This window comes from Dehalococcoidia bacterium (assembly GCA_041653995.1).
Taxonomy (GTDB): Bacteria; Chloroflexota; Dehalococcoidia; order GIF9; family UBA5629; genus CAIMUM01.
On record JBAZEK010000001.1, the window covers coordinates 300,594 to 324,777 of the forward strand.

Here is a 24,184-nt window from a genome sequence, read left to right on the forward strand (position 1 = left end):
CTACACGGGCAGGGCAAAACTGAATGTGCTGCCCTTGCCCCATTCGCTCTCGACCCAGATCCTCCCACCCAGGAGTTCCAGGATTTTGCTGCAGATCGATAGCCCCAGCCCGGTGCCTTCGTGCTGTCTGACCAGACCGCTGTCGACCTGATAGAAAGGTTTGAACAGATTCTCCATATCCTGATCCTTGATTCCCATACCCGTATCGATAACACGGGTTAGTATCTCTCCGTTTTCAAGAGAACATTTCACGCGGACATATCCATGCTCTGTGAACTTGATAGCATTGCTCATGAGGTTGTAGATCACCTGTTCCACGCGCCTCTGGTCGCTGGTGATCGTTCCAACCTCGGGAGATAGCTCCACCTCCAGGGCAATCCCTTTTTTATCGGCCAGCGGCTGCATGCTTCCTGTGACTTTATCGATGGCCGCGCGCATATTGCAGGGCTCCCGTGAGACTGTTAATTGACCTGCCTCTATCTTGGAAATGTCCAGCACATCGTTGATCAGATTAAGCAGGTGCGCAGAGCTATTGCGCACCATACCCATCTGCTTCTTCTGTTCCTCATTCAGAGGGCCGACCAGTTCCTGCTGAAGTATCCCTGTGAAACCGATAATTGAATTGAGCGGTGTACGTAACTCGTGAGACATGGTGGCGAGAAAAGCTGATTTGACCCGGTCGGCTGACTCGGCCGCCTCCTTTGCATCCTGCAGCTCGCAGTTGGCGACTGCCAGTTCAAGGTACTTCTGCTCAAGCTCGGCCGTCCTTTCCTCGACCAGTTTCTCCAGGCGATATCTGTATTTCGCCAGCTGTTCCTCCGCCCGTTTGCGGACTGCGACCTCATCCGTGAGTTCTCGCGTCCTGGCCCTGACCTGCGACCTTAGGATAAAACTGCCGCCGGCAAACAGCAATACAAGCCCTCCTACGGAAGCCAGGACCCAGACAACCCAGCCGGGAAGCACGGGTGTTACAGCCGACTTAACAGCCATCCACTTATCCAGAGACTGGTAGTAGATTGAGCCGTTGTCCTGCTTCAAAGCTTTCACGCGGCGGTCTATTTTCTCTATGAGAGACGGAGTCGATGCGGAGTCTTTGGTCAAAGCGAAATAGAGGAGCGCAGGCTGGAAGATGATAGGCGTTTTAATGAGGCCGTAATCCGTTTCATGTTGATAGCCGAAATCCTTGCTGGTTACTCCTGCGTCGGCTTCACCTTTTGCCACGAGCTCAAAAACTGTGTTATAGCTGTCCACCTCGGTATACTTGCAGTTAATATTGTACGATTTAATGATCTCTTTTATTCCATCGGATCCTTCAACGTTGATGCTGCCCCTTAATACTGCGATGGTTTTTCCTTCCAGGTCGAGGATTGAGTTGATATCAACGCCTTTTCGCGTATATACCCTGGACCAGCTTATATAGACCGTTTCGTGCGAAAAGGCATATTTATCGTTGCGCTCCTCCGTGTAGGCGACGTCGGGCATGATATCGATCTCGTTATTCTCCAGCATTTCCAGGCATTCGGTCCATGTGCCGTGCCTGTATTCAAGAGTCCACCCTTCCTGCGATGCGATGTAGCCAATGATATCCGGCCAGAATCCGGCGGGTTTCCCTGCATCATCGGTGAAGATTTTAGGCTGATTTTCGTATATACCGACCCTGACGATTATTGAATCGTCAGCTGCAACTGCTCCGCCCCAGATGGAAATCAATAAAACAAGAAAGATTACGACGGGGAGTAATCTATATAAGCAAACCCTTAGTGCAGATGCTATTTGCACAATTTTACTCCGTGAACGTACTTCTCATATGTTTAAATTAATATTACTATAACCTGGATTATTCATCGAGTTTGAATCCCTTTTCCCTGAAAAGCCTGACGCAGGCATCGACGACGTCCGCATCGTATGACTTCTCTTTGTTATTCGATATCTCTTCCAATGCTTTGTCTATTCCCAGGGCGGCGCGGTAAGGCCGATGGGCTGCCATAGCTTCAACCACATCAGCCACTGTCAGAATCCGCGTGTACAGCAATATTTCATCTCCTTTCAGTCTGTTGGGATAACCGGAACCGTCCAGCTTTTCATGGTGCTGCAATACAATTTGAGCAATCGGCCACGGGAAATTAATCGTCTTTAAAATATCATGGCCATATTGAGAATGGGTCTTTATTATCTCGAATTCCAGGTCACTCAATCTGCCCGGCCGGGAGAGTATGTCGGCAGGCACATATATCTTTCCGATATCGTGAATAATCCCTGCGATATGGGTTACGCGGACCTGTTCATCGGTCAGGTTCATCTCCCTGGCGATGCTCTCCGCTATCCTGGCGACACGGATCTGGTGCCCTGCCGTATAGCGATCTTTTATCTCGACAATGGTGCTGAATGCCAGTATTGTCTGCTCAAAGGTTTGGTTCAGTACCTCGTAACTTTGCTGCAGGTTTTGCTGTGCGGTATAGCGCGCTATAACCTGGCCCAGGCGCTCGCATACAGCTGCCAGCATGCTGTGTTCCTCCGGGAGGAAAAGCAATTCAGCGCTCTCCGCCCTTGCTTCGAGATAGCATACTTCCAGACGGCCGATCTCTTTGTCCTGGCTTTTGATTGTGCCGGCGATTATATAGGGCGTTTCCTTCCAGTTAGGCGTTGCGTATATATTGTTATCGGTAATCAGCCGGGCACATGCGATATCGGGATGCTGGAAACCGTCCGGAACCAGGTTCACCACGTCCCTGTAGATGGTTTCAAGCGAAGTGATTTTCTCGCTGATAAGGCGGGAGACTCCATAAAGACAATTTAATTCCTTAACCCTTTCCCGTAAATCAGCGGTTCGCTTATTTACCTCGGATTCCAGTAAAAAACTGTATTTTTCCAGATCTTTTTCGGTTCTGAACAGGTCTTCAAATGCCAGGAGGTTGTCTTTAGCGGCCTGTTCCCGCATCTGTGCCCCGGTGAATTCAGCGCCGTGTGTTTTCAATATGAGAATTCTTCTGTTGTCCAGATTTCGTGCGCTCGCTTCGAACCAGCAGGTTTCTCCAGTCGGCATGACCTCGCTCCAGATGCCGGAATCAACTTTTGTTGCGGTCCCTTCATGCCAGAAAGGTATCGCATCCGTGAGAAAGTTCCCCAGGTAGTCAAGTTCGTCCTGGTGTGTGACGGCATCGGCAGCAGTGGAATCGGGAAAATAATAGTGCAGCCAATTTGATCTGGAAGATAGCAATCTAAAGGAGCGGTCTTGGACGTATTCAAGGACGGCTAAATTAAGAGCATCCAGAAGTTTAAAATAAAAATTGTCGTCCATTTAGTCAAATAAACGTGGTACTCATTTTTACAGCATCTTGAGTGCCAGCCTGTTGAACGCTTCTTCGACGTTCTCCCCTGTCTTGGCGCTGGTTTTGAAGATATCCCAGCCTTCGTGGCTCAGCTTATCGATTGCCGATTCCTGTACATCCCATTGTCCGGTGAGATCCATCTTATTCATAAGCAGGACAAACGGCACATCGCGAAAAGCCTGTCCAACGGTTTTCTGGATATTGATAGCGGTATCGAGAGTACCGGTGCGAGTCTTGTCTGCCACGAGCAAGTAGCCTGACATGCCGCGTAAATAGGTGCCCTGAATCTGATGAAAGCCGTTTTCTCCGGCGATATCCCAGATGACAAGAGTCAGGCTCTGGTTCTTCAGTTCGATGACCTTCTTTTCTATTTTGACGCCGATGGTCGTCATGTATTTATCTGAGAACATATTTTCCACAAAGCGGCGGACGAGACTGCTCTTGCCGACAGCGAAGGAACCTAACATGCATATTTTCTTCTGGATCATGAAGTCTCGTCTCCCTTACTGTAATTCAACAGGCGCCCCGATATTCATAAATTAGCGGCGTCCGCTGTTCCCATCATAATATCGATAAAATAAACCCGACGATTATTATTACTATACAAAGAGCCGCCGCGATATAGATAAATAGTACTACATTCTCCGGCCTCTTCTTCTTCCCCTTGTTTTTAACCGGAACAGCTACTGCTTTGTTGGATCTATTATCGGTTTTCTGAGCCTGTGTAAGACAGTACATAAGATCCGGTTTACACGGTTCGAAGGGCGAGGCATCGCCCTTAAAACCTTCCAGCGCCAAATTGTACTCGAACTCGATGTTTTCCAGGATTTCCTTCAGGACAGTCCTCAACTCGGATGGCGGATTGCCCCTGATTACGGATGCCAGGACAGTTCTGGGACCCTGCTCGATCCAGATGGCCAACTCGCCCATATTTAGGTTCTGAAGGGAGCTATCCTCCCTGGCGGCAAACGAATCATTTACGAAATCCTGGATGGCCGTCAGCATGGCAGATACCATATCGGCGTCTTTAAGGTCAACCGATTCAGCCGCTACATGTTGCAGCACCAGTCCGGTTTCTCTATGAATCAGGAAAATCTGCTCCATGCGATAGACCAATGTGTGCATGAGCACAATTTCAGCAAAGGGCCTTCCCGTTCTGAATGATTCCAGCCTCCATTGGATGCCCCGCCAGCTGAAAGTATATTCCAGAGTATTGCTCATGGATTCGACCATGGCCCTCAGGGATTCCGCGATCGACCTGCGGATAGCCGGACCTATGATGGGGAATATGGAATCCGCTAAAAACTTGGGGTCGCGTTTGACCGAGTCTCTGATAACCTCCTCTATGGTGGGCAGGAGGGCTGTGGCCAGTTTGCGGTCTATGGAGGCTCTGATCACTATAGCTTCGGCAATAACCCTGCTCAGCTCCTCAGCACGAATTTTGGGATCATCCATCCTTTCTTTCAGTTCGTTTATCTCGAACTGCTCGGGAGCCAATATCAATGAGCGCAGGGAATTAAGTTCATCGGAATCATGCACGCCGTCTCTTCCCTTATTGCCAGCTGAAATATCGGCCATGTCTATTTACCCCCGGCATCAGCCTTGTGCTCTTTGCCTTCGATGCCTGTTGCGGCATTATGCAGGAATTTTGCCAGGGAGACACGGTCCATTTTTTGCCTGTCGAGTTGCTCAAGGCTGCGCGCTGATTCTGATCTGGCAGTATCGATGTGTTTAGTCAACGATGCGATGTCAGCATCCAACCGTTTATTAATCTCCGCAACTGCTTTTGATAGTCGTTCCTCCAGACTGCTGAAAATCTGACTGTATTCGTTCTTCTGTTGATTGAACTGGCGGGCGGTCTCCTTTTTCATCTCTGAGATGGCCTCATCGAGATGTTGTTCGAGTTGCTTGAATCTCTTCTCATTGTCAGTCGTATGTAAATCGATTTTACGCTCGGTGTCACGGCTGATGTCCGAGATATTTTTTACCAGCAGTTCCTCCAACCTTGCGAACTTCTTATCATTTTCCTGCTGTAGGCTGGCAAATTTAGCGGCCGTCTCTTTGCTCAGTTCGGTGATATTCTTGACCAGGAGCTCTTCAAGCTGGGTGAGCCTTCTCTCATACTCCTGCCGCTGTGCGCCGAACAGTATTTCCCTTATTTGGTCCACACGCTCCCCGCTCTCCGCCGGCGCATTAACGGACAAGGGTGATTTGCTCGCTGTTTGCAGATTAGCGTAGGTGGAAGGAGCCGCCGTTTTCCTCACGCCGTCATCAACCTTCTTGCGAATCGTCATATTAGTTCTCCTATCTCAAGATTAGATATAAGCCCTAATGTGAACCAGATAAGTCTAATAGCAACGTATCATAAAATGCCAATTAAATCAATGCTGTGCGCGACATTTCTCACGTAAGTGGCGCATTTGATAAATTTGTGCCATATGCAATACGATTAACGCAATACCGGCATGAGTTGCTGCCCGGAAATAATACTGGGGGGAGATCAATGGATTCACATAGTAATATAAACGCCTGCGGAGACGGAAAGACACCGGAGCGGATTACGCACACAGTTGATTTAACTACCTGTAAGAAATGCCATCTGTGCGCCGAGATCTGCCCGGCTGGAATTATCAGGGCGGACGATGAAGCCAGGTTTCTGGCTGACAGAATACATCTGTGCATCCACTGCGGCCAGTGTATGGCCGCCTGCCCGACCAGTTCCATATTCATCGAAGGTCTCAGCTATGAGAGGGATTTCTTCGAGCTGCCTCAGCGCAAGGAAAGCTGGCAACAGACTTTTTTAGATCTGATCAGTTCACGCCGCTCCATACGAAAATTTCAGGACAGGCCGGTTCCGCGTGAGCTGCTGGAGAAGATCGTCCAGGCCGTAACGTTTGCGCCTCCCGGATTCACGCCGCTCACCGTCGAGCTGACAGGGGTGAATGATCGCGATCTGATCAGGCGGGCCGTTCCTGTGATGGCTGAAATGTACGACATGTTGCTCAAGATGCAGGCCAATGCGGAATCCAGGGCCGTATTAGAGAAGATGGTGGGAAAAGATACATATCAGGTGCTCGTCGATCATGTGCTGCCGCTCATGCAGGTCAGGATGGCGGCTTTGAAGGCAGGCACCGAAGATACCATCGCCCGCGGAGCGCCGTGCATGATCCTTTTCCACGCCCCTGTTCAGAATGAGGATATATTTATTGAGCTGGCGTATGCGTTGCTTGCCGCGCACTCACTCGGCCTCGGCGCGTGCGCCGTGGGCCTGATACCGCCACCTATCAACAGGAATCCGGAGTTGAAGAAGATGTTCCAAGTGCCTGAAGGCAACACGGTTTTAGCCTCCATGGTGCTGGGTTATCCCAGGTATAAATACTCCCGCGGCATCCGCAGGAGCCCGGCCGGTCTGACATGGATAGAATAAACGTGCCGGTTGAATTGACAGCTATTTGCTAAAAATATATAGTTGTGTCCAGCCTTTTGCCGGAAAAGACCGGCCGCTGACAAAATACTGAAAGTTTGAGGAGGCATCATGCAGAGCGGGCAGGAAGATCAGGACGTCTTAATTAAAGTATCGCGCTGGAAGGTAGGTTATACCATCGTAGTCCTGTTTATCCTTTATATGATGGACTACGCTTTACGTTCGGTCATAGGCCCAATTACCCCCGCTCTTAAATCCAGCCTGGGTTTAAGCGACACCGAGATAGGCTGGCTGATGTCGGTGGTGCTGATCGGCGTTGCTGTTTTCGCCCTGCCTCTTTCATACCTGATGGACCGCTGGAGGCGCGCCAAGCTGGTCTCCATCATCTCTGTTGTCTGGAGCCTGGCCAGCATATGCTCAGGATTCTGCGTCAACTTCGGGCAATTGGTAACAACGCGTGCTGTAGTTGGAATCGGCGAGGCCGGCTTCGTTTCAGGCGGCATGGCCCTCATAGTCGGCATGGTGAAAAAGGCCAGGCGGGCTTTTGTTACTGGCATCTGGGCCGCGGCAATACCCCTCGGTTCCGCCGTCGGCTTCCTGGTTGGTGGTTGGGTAAGCAAGGATTATGGATGGCAGGCGGCCTTCTGGGCGCTGGCGGCACCGGGCGTCATCTTCGGCATACTGGCCTGGTTCCTGCCGGACTACAAAATCCATAAGGATACGCTGCAAAAAGCCGGCGGAGGGAAAACGGCTTTAACCACAACTCTTAAGGAGATGCTCAGTATCAGGACGTTGCCCATACTTTATGTCTCTGTGGCCCTGTCGATGTGTTTACAGCAGGGATCAATACCCTGGCTGACGGTACTGCTTAACCGGAATATGGGAATGGACAATGCCGTGGCTTCCACAGCCTCTTCAGGTATAGCTCTGCTGGCAGTGATCTCCATGCCGCTGGGTGGATGGGTGGCAGACCGTGTCTCGCGCCATAATCCGCGCAACAAAGTTATTGTTATGATAGCAGGATTGTGGGCATGCTCATTACTCATGGCGGCAGGCGCCTATCTGGGATCTCTGCCGATATTTGTGGCCGGCGCTTTCTTCATCCCCTTCGGAGTCTCGGCTCAACTTAATACGGTGCAGGAGATCGTGCCCATCTACCGACGGGCTACGGCCTGGGGCCTGTATATGTTTGCCGGATACTTCCTGGGTGGAATGTGGGGGCCCATCATTATGGGGGCGGTCTCCGATGTGGCGGGCATACAGAACGCCTATATAGTAATCTGCGCAATCGGTATTGCCTCTTCGCTGGGGCTGTTGTGGGCCTGCCGGCACTTTAACGCCGACTACCAGCGCGCCCGTGATGTGGACCGCTCCATGGGGTTATTGGAAACAAGCAAATAACTACATTGCTTAGCATAGTATATGCGGGCGCCGAGGTAGCTATGCCCGTATAATTCCCTGCTTGATGTATCAGCTTTTTTCTTGAACCGATTGGAAAATGCCGGTTATTATATTATGCTTATGGTGTCATGGGGTGGACCGTGGAAGTAGCCATCTGGACTATGGTCGGGCTGATACTGGGGTGCCTGCCTTTTTCCTACTGGGTGGGCCGCGTGTTTGTGCGCAAAGATATCAGACGTTACGGTGACGGCAACCCGGGCGCCACAAATGTTTTTAATGCCGGCGGGCCCGTGTTGTATGTCCTCGCGATACTGCTGGACGCTTTCAAAGCGGCTTTGCCGGTGTGGCTTTCCCAGCAGGTCTCACAAGTGACAGGGCTGGCTATGTTACCGGTGGCGCTGGCGCCGCTGGTGGGCAATATTTTTTCACCCTTCCTGCGGTTCAACGGGGGAACCGGTGTGGCGGTGGTCTACGGCACATGGCTGGCGCTGACCGGGTGGCAGGGGCCTGTAATCATTGCTGCTTCTTTCGGTCTCCTCTTTATCTTCATCAGGGAGACTCCCTGGTGCGTGATCATCGGGATGACCATGGTTACGATATTCCTGTTGATCACGCAGTATCCGTACTATATGGCGTGTGTGTCTGCCGGGCAGGCAGCGCTCATGGGATACAGGCGCAGGCAGAGCTTCTCACACTGGCCGAAGATGCAGAAATGGGTCGACGTGCTGTCAGGCAGGAATAAGACAGATACACATCTGCAATCCTGACGCATATACCGGCGCCTGCGATAGCACAGGCACGTTGATCATTTGTTTCAGCACAGTTTAATCTAATCTTTGTCCCACAGGCTGCGTGTATTCTTGAGCACACTGACCATGGGATCAAGCAGCCTTTCCCTGACCATAGTCCGCATCTCTTCGTGGGTGGCGATATATTCCGCCAGGGGAGGGCTGCAGCGGTAATAAGTATCCACAGCCCAACGTCCCAATTCGCTCTTTAGCAGAATATGGTCGCGGAAGGAACGCAGCGTATCGAGTTCGGCCGCTGTCTGGCTGCCGTAAGCAGCAGTGGCGATGAAGCAGCTGAATGGCCCTATTTTGTTACCTGAGCCGTCGGCGTCCGATCCTTTAATCTTACGCGAGATGGTATCTTTGCCGCCCCTGCCGTCCTGCACCTCGAGCTGCATAACGTGCCCGCCCGACGGGATCTTCCATTTCCATTGTGACTGGCCCGTGTACTGGGATAGCAGGTCGCCATCGAGGTACCAGGAGTAGCTCAGCCTGTCGCCGTCGGCATCCGTTGACTGGCTGATCACCTGAACAGTCTGTCCGACCTGCGGTTGAGGTGGATCGAAGGTAAAGGCGGCCCTGGGAGGATTATTGGCGCCGGGAACAGGCTGCGGGCCTGGTTCTGGTTGCGGCGCCTGCGTAACCGTTATCTGCATCTGATAGAAATTCGATGACCCGGTGCTGTCGGTTACCTGTAGACTCATTGTGTGCGTCCCCGCCGGCGGATTCTGATAAATGCAGTAAGGCTGGTTGGCATACTGCGCTATAGCTATATTGTCAATCATCCAGGCATGGGTCAGCGTATCACCGTCCGGATCCGAGGATTGGCTGCTGGCCACGATGTTGCTGGTCGTTTGCGGCGATGGTGGCGTGACGGTGAAATATGCTGTGGGTGGCTGGTTGCTGTCCGGCGTCGGTTGAGGTGGAGTAGGCTGTGGCGGCTCAAAAGAGTCCACAAAATATTGAGTCTGGGCCGTGGCCACACCGCCCTTGCCGTCTGATGTTGTCAGCACGGCAGTGTGGTAACCGGCGGCCTGACCGGGGAATATGCAGTAGACCATGTTGTTATACTGTGGTAATTGCGATCCATCAATCGACCAGGCATAGGAAAGGCTGTCTCCATCCGGGTCATAAGACTGACTGCTTATGACAATAGTATCGGCAGTGGTGGGGGATTGCGGTATAACCGTAAACTGCGCCACGGGTTTCTGGTTGGCAGGCGGTATTATTTCATCCGATCCCTCCATCTCGCCATCCCAGGGTCCCATCCAGGAGCAGTCGGAATATTTCCAGTCACCCTTGAACGAATTCCCATCTTCAGACATGACGAACAGGAAGGCGCCGGCGTCTTTGGGCGTCTTATACGATGGCGACCTTGACCAGGTTCCGCTGAAGTTGCGGCCGTTGATAGTCCCGTTCAATTTGCCGTTATTGATAGTGTATGTGCCGGTGGCTGAAGCGCCGGATACAGATATCTCCATCGTCCCCCAGTCCGTATTCCACGTTCCGGCCCAGCTGAAGTTGACCGGCTGAGGTGATGGCTGATTATCCGGTTCCGGCTGTGGCTGAGGCTGGCCGATTCTGGTTCCCGGTTTATGCAAGGGGTACCAGCTTGAAGCCGCCGACATGCTGTGGGTGTAGCGGCCTGTGAAGGAGTTGCAGTCACCTGACATGGTCCACTCGATTTTACCTGTCTGATCTTTTTCGACCCAGGTACCGCTGAGCGTGCTACCAGAAAGTGTACCCTCGATGTACCCGGTATAGTTCCAGCCTGAAGGTTTGAATGATCCGGCGACCCTGTTGCCCGATTGCGTCAACTGAAGCTCTCTCGACCAATCGAAATCCCAGGTGCCGGTCCAGTCGCAGGGCGCCGATGGTTCAGCCTGGGGTTGTATCATTTTTAGACCTTTGCGTGTGCCGGACCAGTCGTTCTCGTACCAGCTTCCGGAGGAACCGTAGCGCCAGCGGCCCGTGATCGTCTGGTGCTCGGGGCCTATAGTCAGCTCAACATCTCCTGCGTTATTGGGAGGGCTGTAATCGGGCGATTCGGACCACCAACCTTTAAATGTATCTCCCGTCACGGTGCCGCTGATTTTACCATCGTCATGCGAATATGTGCCTGAAACCTGGTTCCCACTCTGGGACAAGACCATGTCGCCCCACTCGGTTGCCCAGGTTCCGGCCCAGGGGCCTGATACCGGAGTAGGAGTAGGAGTTGGAGTTGGAGTTGGAGTTGGAGGTGGTGTGGGTGTGGGTGTGGGTGTGGGTTGACCTGTCCTGGTTCCTATGATATCTCCGTCCCAGTCGCAGGACCCGTATCTCCACTGCCCATCAAATGATTTGCAGCCGCGCTGCAGGGTAAAAGTGAAATCGCCGGCATCTCGTGGCGGTTGGTAGCTGTCTGCCTCCGACCAGGTGCCTGTGGCGGTTAATCCGTCTACAGTCCCGACTATCCTGCCCCCCTGATAAGTATAGTTGCCTGTAAGACTGCTGCCGTCCTGTTTCAGCGTCAGGTCGCCGAAGTCGGTATCCCATACGCCGGTGAACTGGCATGAGGTTGTGGATGGGGTGATGGGGGTGGGGGTAGGTGGAACGTAGGGAGTAGGGATAACATTGGGTTGAGTATCGGGCGTCGGTGGAACGTATGGAGGTGGAGTAGGTGTGGGTGTGACCGGTTGTGGGGTAACGGAGCCCGACCTGGCGCCGGTTACCGTGAACCTGTCGTCCCACTGCCCATAGTGATATTGCCCTATCATTAAACCTGAGAAAGAAGTGGACGAACTGTTCAGCGTAAGCTTGACCTGGCCATTGATATGCGGATGCTGGTTCGGGTTATTCCAGGTGTTGGACCATGTCCCGGTAAGGTTATTACCTGAAGTAGTGCCGGTCAATTGCCATCCGTAGTAATCGGAGGTGCCCGTCACCTGGCTTCCCGACTGTGTGAACACCATATCAAGATCGTAGGAGTTGATGGTCCCGTATTCCATGATGGTCCACGTGGTATGCCATGTCCCGCTCCAGTTGCCCTCGGGGCGGGCGCCGTCGGCAGATACGGGTATGGCAGGTAATATCAAGCTTGAAGTAAGGAACAGAACCGGTAGCAGCCTCGCGATGAAATGAATCAATCTCATGATCCTCCTCCAAAATAACCGGGTCGCGGATCCTTTAAAATAGGTAGATAAAATTGGTGATGAAATATTTCTATATGTAGCATATCAGAAAAAGCCTGAACATAGTATTCTCGGCGCCGATATGCAGGTGGGCAGGCTGGAATCCCCGGCTGCCAGGGATTATATCGTCAGGTTGGACACTGGCCAACGGCAATCGCTGCCGGTGTGTCCGGTCCCTGATTATTACTCGGCCTGCGTTGAAAATAAAGGCCGGTTGCCTTATCATTTGCTGTCGGCAAACAGCCGATTATTATATAAATCAGCATATCAGGAGGGTAATCTTGTGTTTGAGCTCAGTCAATTTTCTCTGAAGGGCAAAACAGCTATAGTTACAGGCGGTGGCCGCGGTATCGGCAAGGCGATAGCTGTCGGCTTCGCTAAAGCGGGGGCCAAAGTAGCGATCACCAGTCGTAAGATAGCTGACCTCGAATCAACTGCCGCTGAGATCAAGAAATTTGGAGGTGAGGCCTATCCCATCCAGGCGCATCTGGGGAAAATGGAAGAGATCCAGATGATGGTGGCTACCGCCATGGAAAAACTGGGTGGCCGCATCGACATACTGGTGAACAACGCGGGCGCCAGCCCTGCCATGGCCAGCGTGCTTGAGTCGGACGAACGCCTCTGGGAAACGATCATGAACGTCAACCTCAAAGGCATGTATTTTACCAGTCAGGCCGTTGCCAATATAATGAAGAAGCAGGGAGGCGGCAAGATCATTAACATAGCTTCCGTAGACGGCTTCAAACCCGAGCCGGCAGTCAGTGTATACTCCATATCCAAAGCGGGAGCACGCATGATAACCAAAGCTTTTGCAGCCGAGTTAATTGCCGACAATATCCAGGTTAATACGATCGCCCCAGGCCCCATTGAAACCAAGATGATGAATTCGCACTGGGCTCATCTTCCACCGGAGGACGCAAAAAAGACGCACGATATGGTGGCCGGCATGCTCCCATCTGGCCGCATCGGGGATCCCGATGAGATCGCCGGGGCCGCCGTTTACTTCGCTTCGCCGGCTTCAAACTACACTACGGGCACCGAGATGGTTATAGACGGTGGACTGCTGATCAGCACTATCCAGCCTGACTGGATCAAGGACTGATATAGTAGCGTGATACAGGCCGTATCGGCTTCACATGTGGTTTGGGATTGAGGGCTGCGGATATGGGCATATCGCTTACCGGCAGGAGGTAAATGTATGAAAAGCCTGATAGTGGGATCGATGGACGGCAATGCCGGCAAGACCAGTCTGATAATCGGACTGGCTAAGGCGACCGGTAAATCATTCGCTTACATTAAGCCTCTGGGCGACCGTCTGGTTTACCGTAAAAAGAGGGTGTGGGACTATGATGCCGCCCTGCTGACCAATATATTCGGCATGACTCAAGGCCCGGAGGACATAACGGTTGGATTTGAACACCTGAAGATGCGGTTCAAATATGACGAAGAGGGGACGAAAAACCGGGTGCTGGCTATGGCGAGAGATGTCAGCCAGAGCAAAGACATGCTCTTTGTCGAAGGAGGCAAGGATATTGAATTCGGCATCTCCTTCTACTTGAACGTTCTATCGCTGGCCAGATATCTCGGGGGAAGGCTGGTGATAGTGGTGGGCGGTGAGGAAAACTACATTGTGGACAACGTGATTTTTATTAAAAAGTTCCTTTACTTCAACGGCATCGATTTCAGAGGCGTGATTATTAATAAAGTCCGCAACGTGGAGGATTTTAATACGGTTTATGTTCCGATGATGCAGAAAGCGGGTATCGATATCCTCGGGATAATACCCTATCAGGCGGAGCTGACCTTCTTTTCCATGGAATACCTGTCTCAATACTTGCTGGCGAAAGTGGTGGCAGGCAAGAACGGATTGAACCGCAGGGTAAACAATGTTTTTGTGGGCGCTGCTTCTGTTGATTCAGCCTATGCGGATGCTAAGTTTCACAGGGAGCATAAGCTGGTGGTAACCAGCGGCGACCGTTCCGACATGCTGCTGGCATCCTTCGAAGACAAATGCACGGCGGCTGTAGTTATCACTAATAATATTCAGCCGCCCCGCAATATCCTGGATAAGGCTGACGAAAAAGATATTCCGGTATTGATGGTGCCGGTTGGAGTATATGAAACGGCCAAACAGATTGAATCCCTGACCCCCCTGATCACCGCGAAGGATACTGAGGAGATCGCCCTGATGCAGAGACTGGTTAAAGAGAACGTCGATATCGATAGATTGCTGAGAGACTGAAAACATGAAAACAGTCATATGGCACATTTGCGTGAGCACATGCCGGCTGCTATAATCATCTGACACTTGCGGTACGCCGTATTAACCTGATCGTCTCATCGACCTCCCGCAATCATATGCGTGAGGTTTTTATTTGGATACTAGGGAGTAATTTACATGGCTAAGGAAGATAAATCCCAGAAACTGGAGGCGCTGCGTCATTCGGCCAGCCATATTATGGCTGAGGCGGTCCAATCACTGTTTCCTGAAGCCAAGTTCGGCATAGGGCCTGCTATCGAGGATGGGTTCTACTATGATTTCGACCTGCCCCGGCCGCTCGGCGCGGAAGACCTGCCGGCCGTCGAAGCCCGGATGAGGGAGATAATCGCTGCCAACCTGCCGTTTTCATCCGAAGAGATAAGTATAAATGAGGCGAATAAACTTTTTGCCGATCAACCTTATAAGATCGAGCTGATAAAGGACCTGGGCGCCGACAAGGTTACCATCTACAGGCAGGGCAATTTCACCGATCTCTGCCGCGGACCGCATGTTAAAACCACCGGTGATGTAAAGGCGTTCAAACTGGTCAGCGTGGCGGGCGCTTACTGGCGGGGCGATGAGAAAAGGCCCATGCTGCAGCGGATATACGGGGTGGCCTTCACCAGGAGCGTTGACCTGGAAGATCATCTGAAAAAGTTAGCCGAAGCTGCAAAGCGAGATCACAGGAAGCTCGGCAAAGAGCTCGACCTGTTCAGCCTGCACGAGGAAGCGGGCCCCGGCCTGGCTTACTGGCATCCGAAGGGAGCAACTGTCAGGCAAATGATAGAGGATTTCTGGAAGCTTGAACACCGGCGGCGCGGTTACGACATCGTCTATTCTCCGCATATCGCAAAGGTGCATCTCTGGGAGACGAGCGGCCACTGGAATTTCTATCGTGAAAACATGTACTCGCCCATGGAAATCGATGACATACAGTACGTCGTCAAACCCATGAACTGCCCTTTTCATATACTTATGTATAAAACGCAACTGCGCAGTTATCGCAACCTACCCATGCGCTACGCCGAGCTTGGCACCGTATACCGCTATGAGCGCTCCGGCGTGTTGCACGGGCTGGCCAGGGTCAGGGGTTTTACACAGGATGACGCCCATATCTTCTGCAGGCCGGACCAGCTTGAATCCGAAGTAAAAGATGTAGTGGAGCTGGCGCGGTTCATGATGAAATCATTCGGATTTGACGAGTATGAAATGATGCTGTCGACCAGGCCTGAGAAATATACTGGCACGGTGGAGAGCTGGGATATGGCTACCGCAGCTTTACGCAACGTTCTGGAGCAGCTCAAGCTCGATTATGAGGTGGACCCGGGAGAAGGCGTATTTTACGGTCCCAAGATAGATATCAAATTGAAGGATGCGCTGGGCAGGCTCTGGCAAGGCCCGACCATACAGGTCGATTTCCAGCTGCCCGAACGTTTCGATGTCAACTACGTGGCTGAGGATGGACGCGAGCACCGTACCGTGATGATCCATCGCACCGTTTTGGGTAGCATGGAGCGTTTTTTCGCCTGCCTGACCGAGCACTATGCGGGCGCTTTCCCGGTGTGGCTGGCGCCTGTGCAGGCTGTTTTGATACCGATCGCTGACAGGCATGTAGAATATGCCTCAAAGCTGTGTGCGGAAATGAGGTCACATGATATGCGGGTCCAGCTGGATGAACGTTCGGAACGTATGAATATGAAGATACGGGAAGCTCAGTTGAATAAGATACCGTATATGCTGGTGGTAGGTGACAAAGAGGTGGAGAACGGAACGGTATCGGTCCGACTGCGCAACGGTGAAGACCTCGGCTCGCAGAAATTCTCCGTCTTTATGCAAAGGGTGATAAAAATAATCGAATCCCGCGAGCTTCAGGAACTTTGATTTACAGCTATGAAATATGATATATTCTAACCCGTGCAGTTTAATTTTAAGGGAGGGATAGAACAAAATATTTAAAGAACTGAATATCAATCACCGCATTCGCGCAAAGGAGATAAGGCTTATTGGTGATGAAGGGGAGCAATTGGGTGTAATAGCCACTGACAAGGCCCAGCAGATGGCCAATGAAAAGGGATTGGACCTTGTAGAGGTGGCGCCAACGGCAGCCCCGCCTGTATGCAGGATACTCGATTACGGCAAGTACAGGTACGAACAGACCAAGAAGGAAAAAAAGGTACACAGCGGTCAGAGATCCGGCCTGCTCAAGGAGATAAGGGTGAGGCCGCAGGTTAAGGATCATGACCTTGACATAAAGATAAATCGGGCAAAAAAATTTGTTATTGATGGAGATAAGGTAAAGGTACTGGTTGTCTTCAGGGGGCGTCAGATGGTACACCCTGAACTGGGCATCAGGCTGCTTCAGAAGGTTGCGAATGACCTTAAAGGAGTCGCCCAGTTGGACGGCCAGCCGATACATGAAGGCAGGATTATGAGCCTGATTCTTTCACCCATCTCGGCCAAGCAGATGCAGGCTAAAGAGGTGAAAGAGGTGAAAGAGGCCGCACCTGTAAAAGAAATAAAGGTCAAGGAAACAGTATAGATGCCTAAACTAAAGACTCACAAGGGAGCTAAAAAGCGTTTTCATTTCACAGGCACCGGTAAAATAATGCGCATGAAGCAGGGCAAAAGCCATTTCAGACGAAGAAAAGCGGCCAAGGTTAAAGGGCTTTATGATGAGACTATACCCCTGCACAAAGCCGACGTCAAAAGGATTAAAAAAGTATTACCTTACCAGTAGGTATTCAGGAGGACTCAGTTGCCAAGAGTTAAAGGCGGCGTTGTCAGCCACAAACGCCATAAAAAGGTACTTGGATTAACTAAAGGACACAGGGGCAAGCGGCATTCCCTTTACAGGCATGCTCATGAATCGATGCTGCATGCCCTCGATTACGCCTACGGACATCGCAGGGAGCGCAAGGGAGATATGCGCAAGCTGTGGATCGCCAGGATCAATGCCGCGTCGAGGGACGGCGGATTAACTTACAGCCAGTTCATAAACGGCCTTACACAGGCGGATGTTAATATCAATCGCAAAATTCTGGCCGATATCGCCGTACACGACCCGGCCAAATTTTCGGAGCTGGTTAAGGTGGCGGCTGCCAAATTAAAGAACTAATCCCCTGAATGATCGGTAAATGACAGACCAGGTTGAAGAAGTCTCCGTACAAGCCAATGCCGAACTGCAAAAAATAACCAGCATTGAAGAGCTTGAATCCTGGCGCGTTCGTTACCTCGGTAGAAAGAGCAAATTAATCAATATCCTGCGCTCACTGGGCAATGTTCCCATAGATGAAAGACGCGAGCTGGGAGCAAGGGCCAACCAGGTTAAATCCTCTCTGGAAGAGCTATATCAAGCGCGCAAAGAGAAGATCGAACTTTCAAAACACGAATCGCTTGAGCGCGACAAAATAGACAGTAGTCTGCCCGGGCAACCCTATCAGCTCGGGCGCCTTCACCTGACCACCAGGACCATCAGGGAAATTTGCGATATTTTCGCCGGGATGGGATTTAGAGTTGTGGAGGGGCCTGAGGTGGAGTGGGAACACTACAATTTCGAGGCCCTTAACATGCCCGCCGAACATCCTGCACGGGACGGCTTTGCCACGTTATGGGTGGATTATGAGGCGCCGGGTGGTGGCAGGCCGATGTTGATGCGCACGCATACCTCGCCGGTTCAGATAAGAACGATGGAGAAGGAGAAGCCCCCCATCCGTGTGGTCGCTCCCGGCAGGGTCTACCGTTACGAGGCTACGGATGCCACACACGAGTGGATGTTCTCGCAGGTTGAGGGATTGGCTGTGGACAGGAACATCACCATGGCTGACCTCAAGGGCACGTTATTTGAATTCGCACGCCGGCTTTTCGGCCAGGACCGTAAATGCCGCTTCCGCTGTGATTATTTTCCGTTCGTGGAGCCGGGCGTCGAAGTTGCTATCGACTGCTTTATGTGCGGGGGGAAAGGGTGCCGCCTGTGCAGCAACAGCGGGTGGATCGAGATTCTGGGCGCCGGGATGGTGCATCCCGAAGTGCTGCGAGGCTGCAATATAGACCCCGATGAATACTCGGGTTTTGCATTCGGCATGGGTGTTGAGAGGATACCCATACTGCGTTACGGCATTGACGATATAAGGCTTTTCTATGGCAACGACCTGAGATTCCTGAAGCAGTTTTGACCTGAAGGTGCTTGATGAAAGTTCCGTTGAAATGGCTTAAAGACTACGTCGATATCGACATTCCTGTCGATGAGCTTGCGAGGAAGCTTACGCTGGCCGGTCTTGAGGTCTCGGACATTCAGGTCATCGGCGGCAGTTGGGATAAAGTCCTTGTCGGCCGGATAATGACCGTCGAACCGCATCCCAATGCCGATCGCCTGAGGCTGACCACGGTGGACCTGGGAAGCAGGCAGATAACGGTGGTCTGCGGCGCGCCGAACCTGGTTGTTGACGACAAAATCGCCTTCGCGCTGGTCGGGGCCAGTCTGATAGACGGGCATACCGGCAAGGTCGAGGAGTTGAAGCCGGCTAAAATCCGCGGCGTTGTTTCCGAAGGCATGATCTGCGCCGAAAAGGAGCTCGGCATTTCCGACAACTACGAGGGCATTCTGGTTCTACCGCAGGATTACGAGATCGGTCGACCTCTGGCGGATTACCTTGGGGAGACTATTTTAGATATAGATATCACACCCAACAGGGCTGACTGTCTCTCCGTAATGGGCATAGCCCGTGAAGTGGCTGCTATAACCGGCCATCCGTTCCGCATGCCCGATCTGACTTATGAAGAGGGAAGCAAGGGCGCCGAGTCCTACGCTTCCGTGCAGATCAAGGACCCGGATCTCTGTCCCAGGTACTGCGCCGGCATAATCGATGGGATCACCATTAAATCTTCGCCGCAATGGATGCAGGATCGCCTGGCCGCCTGCGGGGCAAGGCCTATCAACAATATCGTAGACGTTACAAACTACGTCATGCTGGAGTTCGGACAGCCGCTGCATGCTTTCGATTACAGGGAGATCAGGGGACAAAAGATAATAGTCAGGCGGGCGGCTGACGGCGAGATCATGTACACGCTGGACGAGGTGGAGCGAAAGTTAAGCAGTGATATACTGCTGATAGCGGATGCGGAGAGGGCGGTGGCTGTGGCAGGCATTATGGGCGGATTGAGCTCGGAGGTCAGGGATTCAACCACCACCATACTGCTTGAGTCCGCTAATTTCAGCCAGGCCGCCATTCACCGTGGTAGCCAGCAGCTTAAACTGGGCAGCGAGGCTTCTGCCAGATTTGAAAAGGGTCTGAACCCGGAGCTTGCCTTAATGGCCGTCAGGCGGGCGGCACAGCTTATGGCGCAGCTTGGCGGGGGTAAGGTCGCCAGGGGCATTATCGATGTCTATCCGGGCAAACAGGAAAGGAAACCGATACCGGTTTCAGAAGCCGAAGTAAAGCGCATACTCGGCATGGATGTTAATGCGGATAATATTAAAAAGTGTCTGAAATCCCTTGGCTTGAATTGCAAAAAGGGAGGGAAGGGGACAGTGCTGGTCGATGTGCCCTGGTGGAGAAACGATATCAACATACCGGTTGATCTGATTGAGGAGGTGGCACGGGCCACGGGGTACGAGAATATTCCCGAGTCCATGCTCAGCTCCCCGCTGCCGACCGGAGAGAGCGTTCCCGCCGTGGCTTTCAGACGCAAGCTGCAGGATATCATGGTGGGGTGCGGATTCCAGGAGATCATAACCTATCCCCTGACCAGCCTTGAAGTATTAGCAAAGCTGTCAGCAGCATCCATAGTACAGAGTCCCGAGCCGCTGAAAATGGCCAACTCCATGAGCAGGGAGCTTGAATACCTGCGTACCAGCCTGCGGGCAGGCATCCTCAACGCCCTGGCCCGCAACCAGCGCAACAGGGAAAACAACATCAGGCTGTTTGAGATAGCCAGGGTATTTTTACCGCGGTCGAAGGACCTGCCAGTAGAAAATGAAATACTGTGCGGATTAATAGATAGTCTAGTACCCGATACGTACTGGCAGCATAAATCCGATCCGGTCGATTTCTATTTTGTTAAGGGTATTGTGGAGACGGTATTGACCAGGCTCGGCATTGAAGCTGAATATCCGACGGGCAACGATGCGACGCTCAACCCCGCCAAATGCGCTGATGTGATGGCTGGTTCGGTTAAAATCGGTGTGATCGGCGAAGTTCATCCCGCCGTGTTGAGGCAATTCGATATCACAGACCCCGCCTTTTTATTTGAGCTTGATGTAGACAGGCTGCTCAAATTAGCATCCAGGCCGCTGATATACAAAGCCGTCTCGAAATACCCGGGCATCACGAGGGACATCGCAGTATTGCTGGATGCGGGCATCGGTTATCAGAAAATAGCGGACATTGTACAGAGCTTTAAACTGGTATCTGATATGCAGCTGTTTGACCTGTATGTAGGAGAACAGGTGCCCGACGGTAAAAAGTCCATTGCGTTCAGAGTGATCTACCAGGCCGCTGACCGCACACTCAAAGATGAGGAAGTAGATAAAGTTCAGCAGCGTATCCTGGAACGGCTCTCTGAAGAGCTGGGCGCCAGCCTGCGTTCCTGATTAGTAAGGGTAAGGGCGTACCGTCAGGTGCGCCCGTATATCAGTAATGTCATTGCGAGGAGCGCAGCGACGAAGCAATCTATGTGAAATAATAAAATGCAAAAACATTTCCTTCACAGGTTTCTCTATCCCTCGAGCGTCGCTATCATCGGCGCCTCCAACAATAAATTCGCCGTTAACTATCACCTGGTGGAAAACCTGGTCAACATGGGCTACCAGGGCAAAATCCACCCTGTAAATCCCAACCAGGATGAAGTGTACGGTATCAAGACGTACAAGAGCTTCGACGATATAGGCGAATATGTAGACCTTGTTATAGTCTCCGTTGCGGCGCGCAACGTCCTCGATATCATAAGGAAGCTGCCGGGCGACAAGATCGGCGGCGCCGTCGTCGTTACGGGCGGATTCTCGGAGATCGGCCCCGAGGGAAAGGTAATTCAGGATGAGATTGCCGGCATACTGAAGGCAAAAGGGATCAGGGCTATCGGTCCCAACGCTCTCAGCCCCATTAACAGCTCCAACAAATTGGTCATCAGCTTTTTCACCATGACCGCTTTGCCTCCGGGTAAAGTTTCCTTCATCTTTCAGTCCGGTATGTATGAGCCACGCTTAAACTGGATGCTCTCCGATTTCCATCTTGGCATGGCCAAACTGATCGATCTGGGCAACAAGATGGACATCAGCGAGGTGGACGCGCTGGAGTACCTGTCTCAGGACCCCGACACAGGGGTTATCTGTCTGCATCTGGAATCCATTAAAGGAAGCGGCCGCCGTTTCTACGAGCTTCTGAAACAGACCACACCTAACAAACCGGTGATCGTCCTTAAGGGCGGCAGGACCGAGGCCGGGGCGAAGGCGGCCATGTCGCATACAGGGTCGCTGTTACAGGGCAGCGATATCGTTTTTGATATTGCCTTGAAGCAGGCCGGGGCCATAAAAGCGGATACGCTGGACGATTTCCTCTATCTGGCCAAGGCGTTTTCCTATCTTCCGGTTCCCGGGGGAAACCGTGTCGCCATCGCCACATTTCCCGGCGGCGAGGCTGTCTTAGCCACTGATACCATCTATCAGAACGGACTGGTCATGGCTGAGCCCGGCAAGGCCAGCTACGAGAGGCTGCACAAGACTTTCCCAGCCTGGGAGATAGCGCTCAATCCATATGACTTCGGCATCATTTATACATTCAGCTCTTTCAACAATAACCACGGTGCCTTCATTGAGGCCATGGCCGATGACGAGGAAGTCGATTGCATCGCAGCCCAGCTTCCTCCTCCTATCTTTCCCATCGATCCCGGGATATTCTGCCCGCCCTTCCTGGCGGCTCCAAACAAAGGCAAACCGCTGGTTGTCTGGCCACCTCACATGCTGCGCTTCGACACCAACATTATCGAGTGGCTCGAAGCGCACTCCATACCCGTTTTCCCCTCAGGCGCGATCGCTATTAAATGCCTCGCCGCGCTCAACCGTTATCGCCGGATTTTACGAGCTTCGTGACAGCGTCAACCAGGCCTTTTAACGGCAGTATTTCAGCCTGTTTGTCCCTGCGCCATTTCAACTCCACGCTGTTGGTTTTCAGCGTGCGTGCGCTGATCACGATGCGCAGGGGTATGCCGATCAGGTCGGCATCGTTGAACTTCACCCCGGGCGATTCAGGCCTGTCGTCCAGCAGTACCTCGATACCGGCAGAAGTCAGCTCGTCGTACAGCTTCTCAGTAGCCTGCATCACCGGATCGTCCTCCACCTTCAGGGGACAAAGGCATACCTGGAAAGGCGCTATGGGCAGCGGCCAGATTATTCCCTTGTCGTCATGGCTCTGCTCGACCGCTGCGGCCAGCAGCCTTCCCACACCGATGCCGTAACATCCCATAACAATAAGCTTGCCGGCGCCGTCTTTGTCCAGGTAATAGGCCCCCAGGCGATCGCTCAGGAAAGTGCCAAGCTTGAAGATGTGTCCTACCTCGATGCCCTGTTGCGATTGGAGCCTGCCGTCGCACCTCGGGCACTGATCACCCGCACTGGCGACTGCGATGTCCGCCAGGGTGTCAACCTTGAAATCACGGGGATAATTGACGTTTTTCAGGTGTGTGTCAGGCTTGTTTGCCCCGGCTACAAAATTGCCGCCCAGCTCGATAGAATCATCGGCCACTATCCTGTGGCCTTTGAGGCTGATGGCCGAGGCATAGCCTGCAACCAGGCCCGCCTCCTTCGTTTCCGCTTCGGTCGCCATGTGTAAATCGTTGCATTTGAGCAGGTTCTTCAGCTTGATTTCATTCACGCCCAGGTCGCCCCTGATGACCACGAAAATGATTTCACCGTCGGCCACGTAAAATACGGATTTCAGGGTCTGTTCAGTTTTGATGCCCAGGAAATTGGCCACTTCCTCGATGGTCGTCATCTTGGGCGTGGAGACCTCCTCAATGGCCAGAGGTTTTTCTGCGGGTGAAGACGTTTTCACGCTGGTGGCCTTCTCTGAATTTGCGGCATAGCCGCACTTGCTGCAATAGATGATCTGGTCTTCGCCGCTCTCGGCTATCAGCATGAACTCATGCGATGCCTTGCCTCCGATGGCGCCGCTGTCGGCCTCAACCATCAATGCCGGGAGCCCACACCTGGCATATACGTTTTTATATGCCTGTATCATCTTATTGTAGCTTTCATCCAGTGCGTCTTCATCGACATCGAAGCTGTAGAGGTCCTTCATGATGAATTCACGCACCCGTAAAAGACCTCCCCGCGAGCGCGGCTCGTCCCTGAACTTATTCTGTATCTGATAAAGCAACTGGGGCAGGTCGCGGTAGCTCTGCACGGAACGCCTGACCAGGTCCGTGATCACCTCCTCGTGCGTCGGGCCCAAAGCCAGCCTATGTTCCTTGCGGTCTATCACTGTAAACAGGGTTTTATCGAACGAAGCCAGGCGGCCGGATTTCTCCCAGAGCTCGATGGGCTGCAGCGAGGGCATCATCAACTCCTGTCCGCCGGCGCTGTCCATCTCGCTGCGGATGATATCCTCGATTTTTTTCAGCGCCCTCCATCCCAGCGGCAGGTAAGAGTACACGCCAGTGGCCACCTGCTGTATCATGCCGGCCCGCACCAGCAGCCGGTGGCTGACACAGTCGGCGTCCGACGGCGCCTCTTTCAATGTCTTACCCAGTAATCTGGAGAAACGCATGTTATTAATCCCCTCAAATTTAATCAGTAGCTCATTTTAGAATATTTAAGCTTG

Annotated in this window: 19 protein-coding genes; 12 read left to right on the forward strand and 7 right to left on the reverse strand. The window is 52.4% G+C overall.

Features of this window, described 5'->3' with window-relative positions; genetic code table 11:
- From WC359_01425 to WC359_01445, 5 genes are all read right to left on the reverse strand, one after another.
- Positions 1-1,710 (reverse strand): transporter substrate-binding domain-containing protein, encoded by a 1,710-nt coding sequence (locus WC359_01425; GenBank protein MFA5399092.1) that lies wholly within the window; start codon positions 1,708-1,710, stop codon positions 1-3.
- A gap of 127 nt (positions 1,711-1,837) precedes the next feature.
- Positions 1,838-3,298: an HD-GYP domain-containing protein gene (locus tag WC359_01430; protein ID MFA5399093.1), complete on the reverse strand. Its 1,461-nt coding sequence runs from the start codon at positions 3,296-3,298 to the stop codon at positions 1,838-1,840.
- Positions 3,299-3,325: 27 nt separating this feature from the next.
- The gene (locus tag WC359_01435; protein ID MFA5399094.1) at positions 3,326-3,817 is read right to left on the reverse strand and encodes a Rab family GTPase; all 492 of its coding nucleotides are present in this window, start codon (positions 3,815-3,817) and stop codon (positions 3,326-3,328) included.
- Positions 3,818-3,890: 73 nt separating this feature from the next.
- Positions 3,891-4,907, reverse strand: a complete 1,017-nt coding sequence (locus WC359_01440) for a hypothetical protein (GenBank protein MFA5399095.1) — start codon at positions 4,905-4,907, stop codon at positions 3,891-3,893.
- Between the two features lie 2 nt (positions 4,908-4,909).
- The gene (locus WC359_01445; GenBank protein ID MFA5399096.1) at positions 4,910-5,623 is read right to left on the reverse strand and encodes a hypothetical protein; all 714 of its coding nucleotides are present in this window, start codon (positions 5,621-5,623) and stop codon (positions 4,910-4,912) included.
- A 209-nt stretch (positions 5,624-5,832) separates the two neighbouring features.
- Here WC359_01445 and WC359_01450 point away from each other — a divergent pair, with 209 nt between their 5' ends.
- The 3 genes from WC359_01450 (at position 5,833) to WC359_01460 (ending at position 8,921) form a co-directional block, all read left to right on the forward strand.
- Positions 5,833-6,756: a nitroreductase family protein gene (locus WC359_01450; protein ID MFA5399097.1), complete on the forward strand. Its 924-nt coding sequence runs from the start codon at positions 5,833-5,835 to the stop codon at positions 6,754-6,756.
- Between the two features lie 108 nt (positions 6,757-6,864).
- On the forward strand, positions 6,865-8,154 hold the full coding sequence (locus tag WC359_01455; GenBank protein MFA5399098.1) for an MFS transporter: 1,290 nt from the start codon (positions 6,865-6,867) through the stop codon (positions 8,152-8,154).
- Between the two features lie 140 nt (positions 8,155-8,294).
- Positions 8,295-8,921: a glycerol-3-phosphate acyltransferase gene (locus WC359_01460; GenBank protein MFA5399099.1), complete on the forward strand. Its 627-nt coding sequence runs from the start codon at positions 8,295-8,297 to the stop codon at positions 8,919-8,921.
- A 62-nt stretch (positions 8,922-8,983) separates the two neighbouring features.
- Here the strand turns inward: WC359_01460 and WC359_01465 are convergent, their stop codons facing one another.
- Complete coding sequence (locus WC359_01465; GenBank protein ID MFA5399100.1) at positions 8,984-12,073, reverse strand: CFI-box-CTERM domain-containing protein; 3,090 nt, start codon at positions 12,071-12,073, stop codon at positions 8,984-8,986.
- A gap of 322 nt (positions 12,074-12,395) precedes the next feature.
- Here WC359_01465 and WC359_01470 point away from each other — a divergent pair, with 322 nt between their 5' ends.
- The 9 genes from WC359_01470 (at position 12,396) to WC359_01510 (ending at position 22,455) form a co-directional block, all read left to right on the forward strand.
- The gene (locus WC359_01470; protein ID MFA5399101.1) at positions 12,396-13,214 is read left to right on the forward strand and encodes an SDR family oxidoreductase; all 819 of its coding nucleotides are present in this window, start codon (positions 12,396-12,398) and stop codon (positions 13,212-13,214) included.
- A 96-nt stretch (positions 13,215-13,310) separates the two neighbouring features.
- Positions 13,311-14,354 carry a DRTGG domain-containing protein gene (locus WC359_01475; protein MFA5399102.1) on the forward strand — a complete coding sequence of 348 codons (1,044 nt, stop codon included), beginning with the start codon at positions 13,311-13,313 and terminating at the stop codon, positions 14,352-14,354.
- Between the two features lie 156 nt (positions 14,355-14,510).
- The gene (gene thrS / locus WC359_01480) at positions 14,511-16,253 is read left to right on the forward strand and encodes a threonine--tRNA ligase (protein ID MFA5399103.1); all 1,743 of its coding nucleotides are present in this window, start codon (positions 14,511-14,513) and stop codon (positions 16,251-16,253) included.
- Between the two features lie 85 nt (positions 16,254-16,338).
- Positions 16,339-16,911: a translation initiation factor IF-3 gene (gene infC, locus WC359_01485; protein MFA5399104.1), complete on the forward strand. Its 573-nt coding sequence runs from the start codon at positions 16,339-16,341 to the stop codon at positions 16,909-16,911.
- Entirely contained in the window at positions 16,912-17,109 is a 198-nt protein-coding gene (gene rpmI, locus WC359_01490; protein MFA5399105.1) for a 50S ribosomal protein L35, read from the forward strand.
- Between the two features lie 18 nt (positions 17,110-17,127).
- Positions 17,128-17,487 carry a 50S ribosomal protein L20 gene (gene rplT / locus WC359_01495; GenBank protein ID MFA5399106.1) on the forward strand — a complete coding sequence of 120 codons (360 nt, stop codon included), beginning with the start codon at positions 17,128-17,130 and terminating at the stop codon, positions 17,485-17,487.
- A gap of 19 nt (positions 17,488-17,506) precedes the next feature.
- Complete coding sequence (gene pheS / locus WC359_01500) at positions 17,507-18,544, forward strand: phenylalanine--tRNA ligase subunit alpha (protein MFA5399107.1); 1,038 nt, start codon at positions 17,507-17,509, stop codon at positions 18,542-18,544.
- 14 nt (positions 18,545-18,558) lie between these two features.
- Entirely contained in the window at positions 18,559-20,961 is a 2,403-nt protein-coding gene (gene pheT, locus WC359_01505; GenBank protein MFA5399108.1) for a phenylalanine--tRNA ligase subunit beta, read from the forward strand.
- Between the two features lie 96 nt (positions 20,962-21,057).
- Complete coding sequence (locus WC359_01510; GenBank protein MFA5399109.1) at positions 21,058-22,455, forward strand: CoA-binding protein; 1,398 nt, start codon at positions 21,058-21,060, stop codon at positions 22,453-22,455.
- Here WC359_01510 and WC359_01515 read toward each other — a convergent pair.
- Positions 22,421-24,130, reverse strand: a complete 1,710-nt coding sequence (locus tag WC359_01515; protein ID MFA5399110.1) for a proline--tRNA ligase — start codon at positions 24,128-24,130, stop codon at positions 22,421-22,423. The two genes, WC359_01510 and WC359_01515, sit on opposite strands and share 35 nt — an antisense overlap.
- Between the last annotated feature and the right edge of the window lie 54 nt (positions 24,131-24,184).

Excerpts from the sequence above, each read along its gene's own strand:
- WC359_01515 (MFA5399110.1), bottom strand. The coding sequence starts at position 24,130 with ATGCGTTTCTCCAGATTACTGGGTAAGACATTGAAAGAGGCGCCGTCG.
- rpmI (MFA5399105.1), top strand. The coding sequence starts at position 16,912 with ATGCCTAAACTAAAGACTCACAAGGGAGCTAAAAAGCGTTTTCATTTC.
- WC359_01435 (MFA5399094.1), bottom strand. The coding sequence starts at position 3,817 with ATGATCCAGAAGAAAATATGCATGTTAGGTTCCTTCGCTGTCGGCAAG.
- thrS (MFA5399103.1), top strand. The coding sequence starts at position 14,511 with ATGGCTAAGGAAGATAAATCCCAGAAACTGGAGGCGCTGCGTCATTCG.
- WC359_01445 (MFA5399096.1), bottom strand. The coding sequence starts at position 5,623 with ATGACGATTCGCAAGAAGGTTGATGACGGCGTGAGGAAAACGGCGGCT.
- WC359_01475 (MFA5399102.1), top strand. The coding sequence starts at position 13,311 with ATGAAAAGCCTGATAGTGGGATCGATGGACGGCAATGCCGGCAAGACC.
- WC359_01450 (MFA5399097.1), top strand. The coding sequence starts at position 5,833 with ATGGATTCACATAGTAATATAAACGCCTGCGGAGACGGAAAGACACCG.
- WC359_01510 (MFA5399109.1), top strand. The coding sequence starts at position 21,058 with ATGCAAAAACATTTCCTTCACAGGTTTCTCTATCCCTCGAGCGTCGCT.
- WC359_01455 (MFA5399098.1), top strand. The coding sequence starts at position 6,865 with ATGCAGAGCGGGCAGGAAGATCAGGACGTCTTAATTAAAGTATCGCGC.
- pheT (MFA5399108.1), top strand. The coding sequence starts at position 18,559 with ATGAAAGTTCCGTTGAAATGGCTTAAAGACTACGTCGATATCGACATT.
- WC359_01440 (MFA5399095.1), bottom strand. The coding sequence starts at position 4,907 with ATGGCCGATATTTCAGCTGGCAATAAGGGAAGAGACGGCGTGCATGAT.
- WC359_01465 (MFA5399100.1), bottom strand. The coding sequence starts at position 12,073 with ATGAGATTGATTCATTTCATCGCGAGGCTGCTACCGGTTCTGTTCCTT.
- pheS (MFA5399107.1), top strand. The coding sequence starts at position 17,507 with ATGACAGACCAGGTTGAAGAAGTCTCCGTACAAGCCAATGCCGAACTG.
- WC359_01430 (MFA5399093.1), bottom strand. The coding sequence starts at position 3,298 with ATGGACGACAATTTTTATTTTAAACTTCTGGATGCTCTTAATTTAGCC.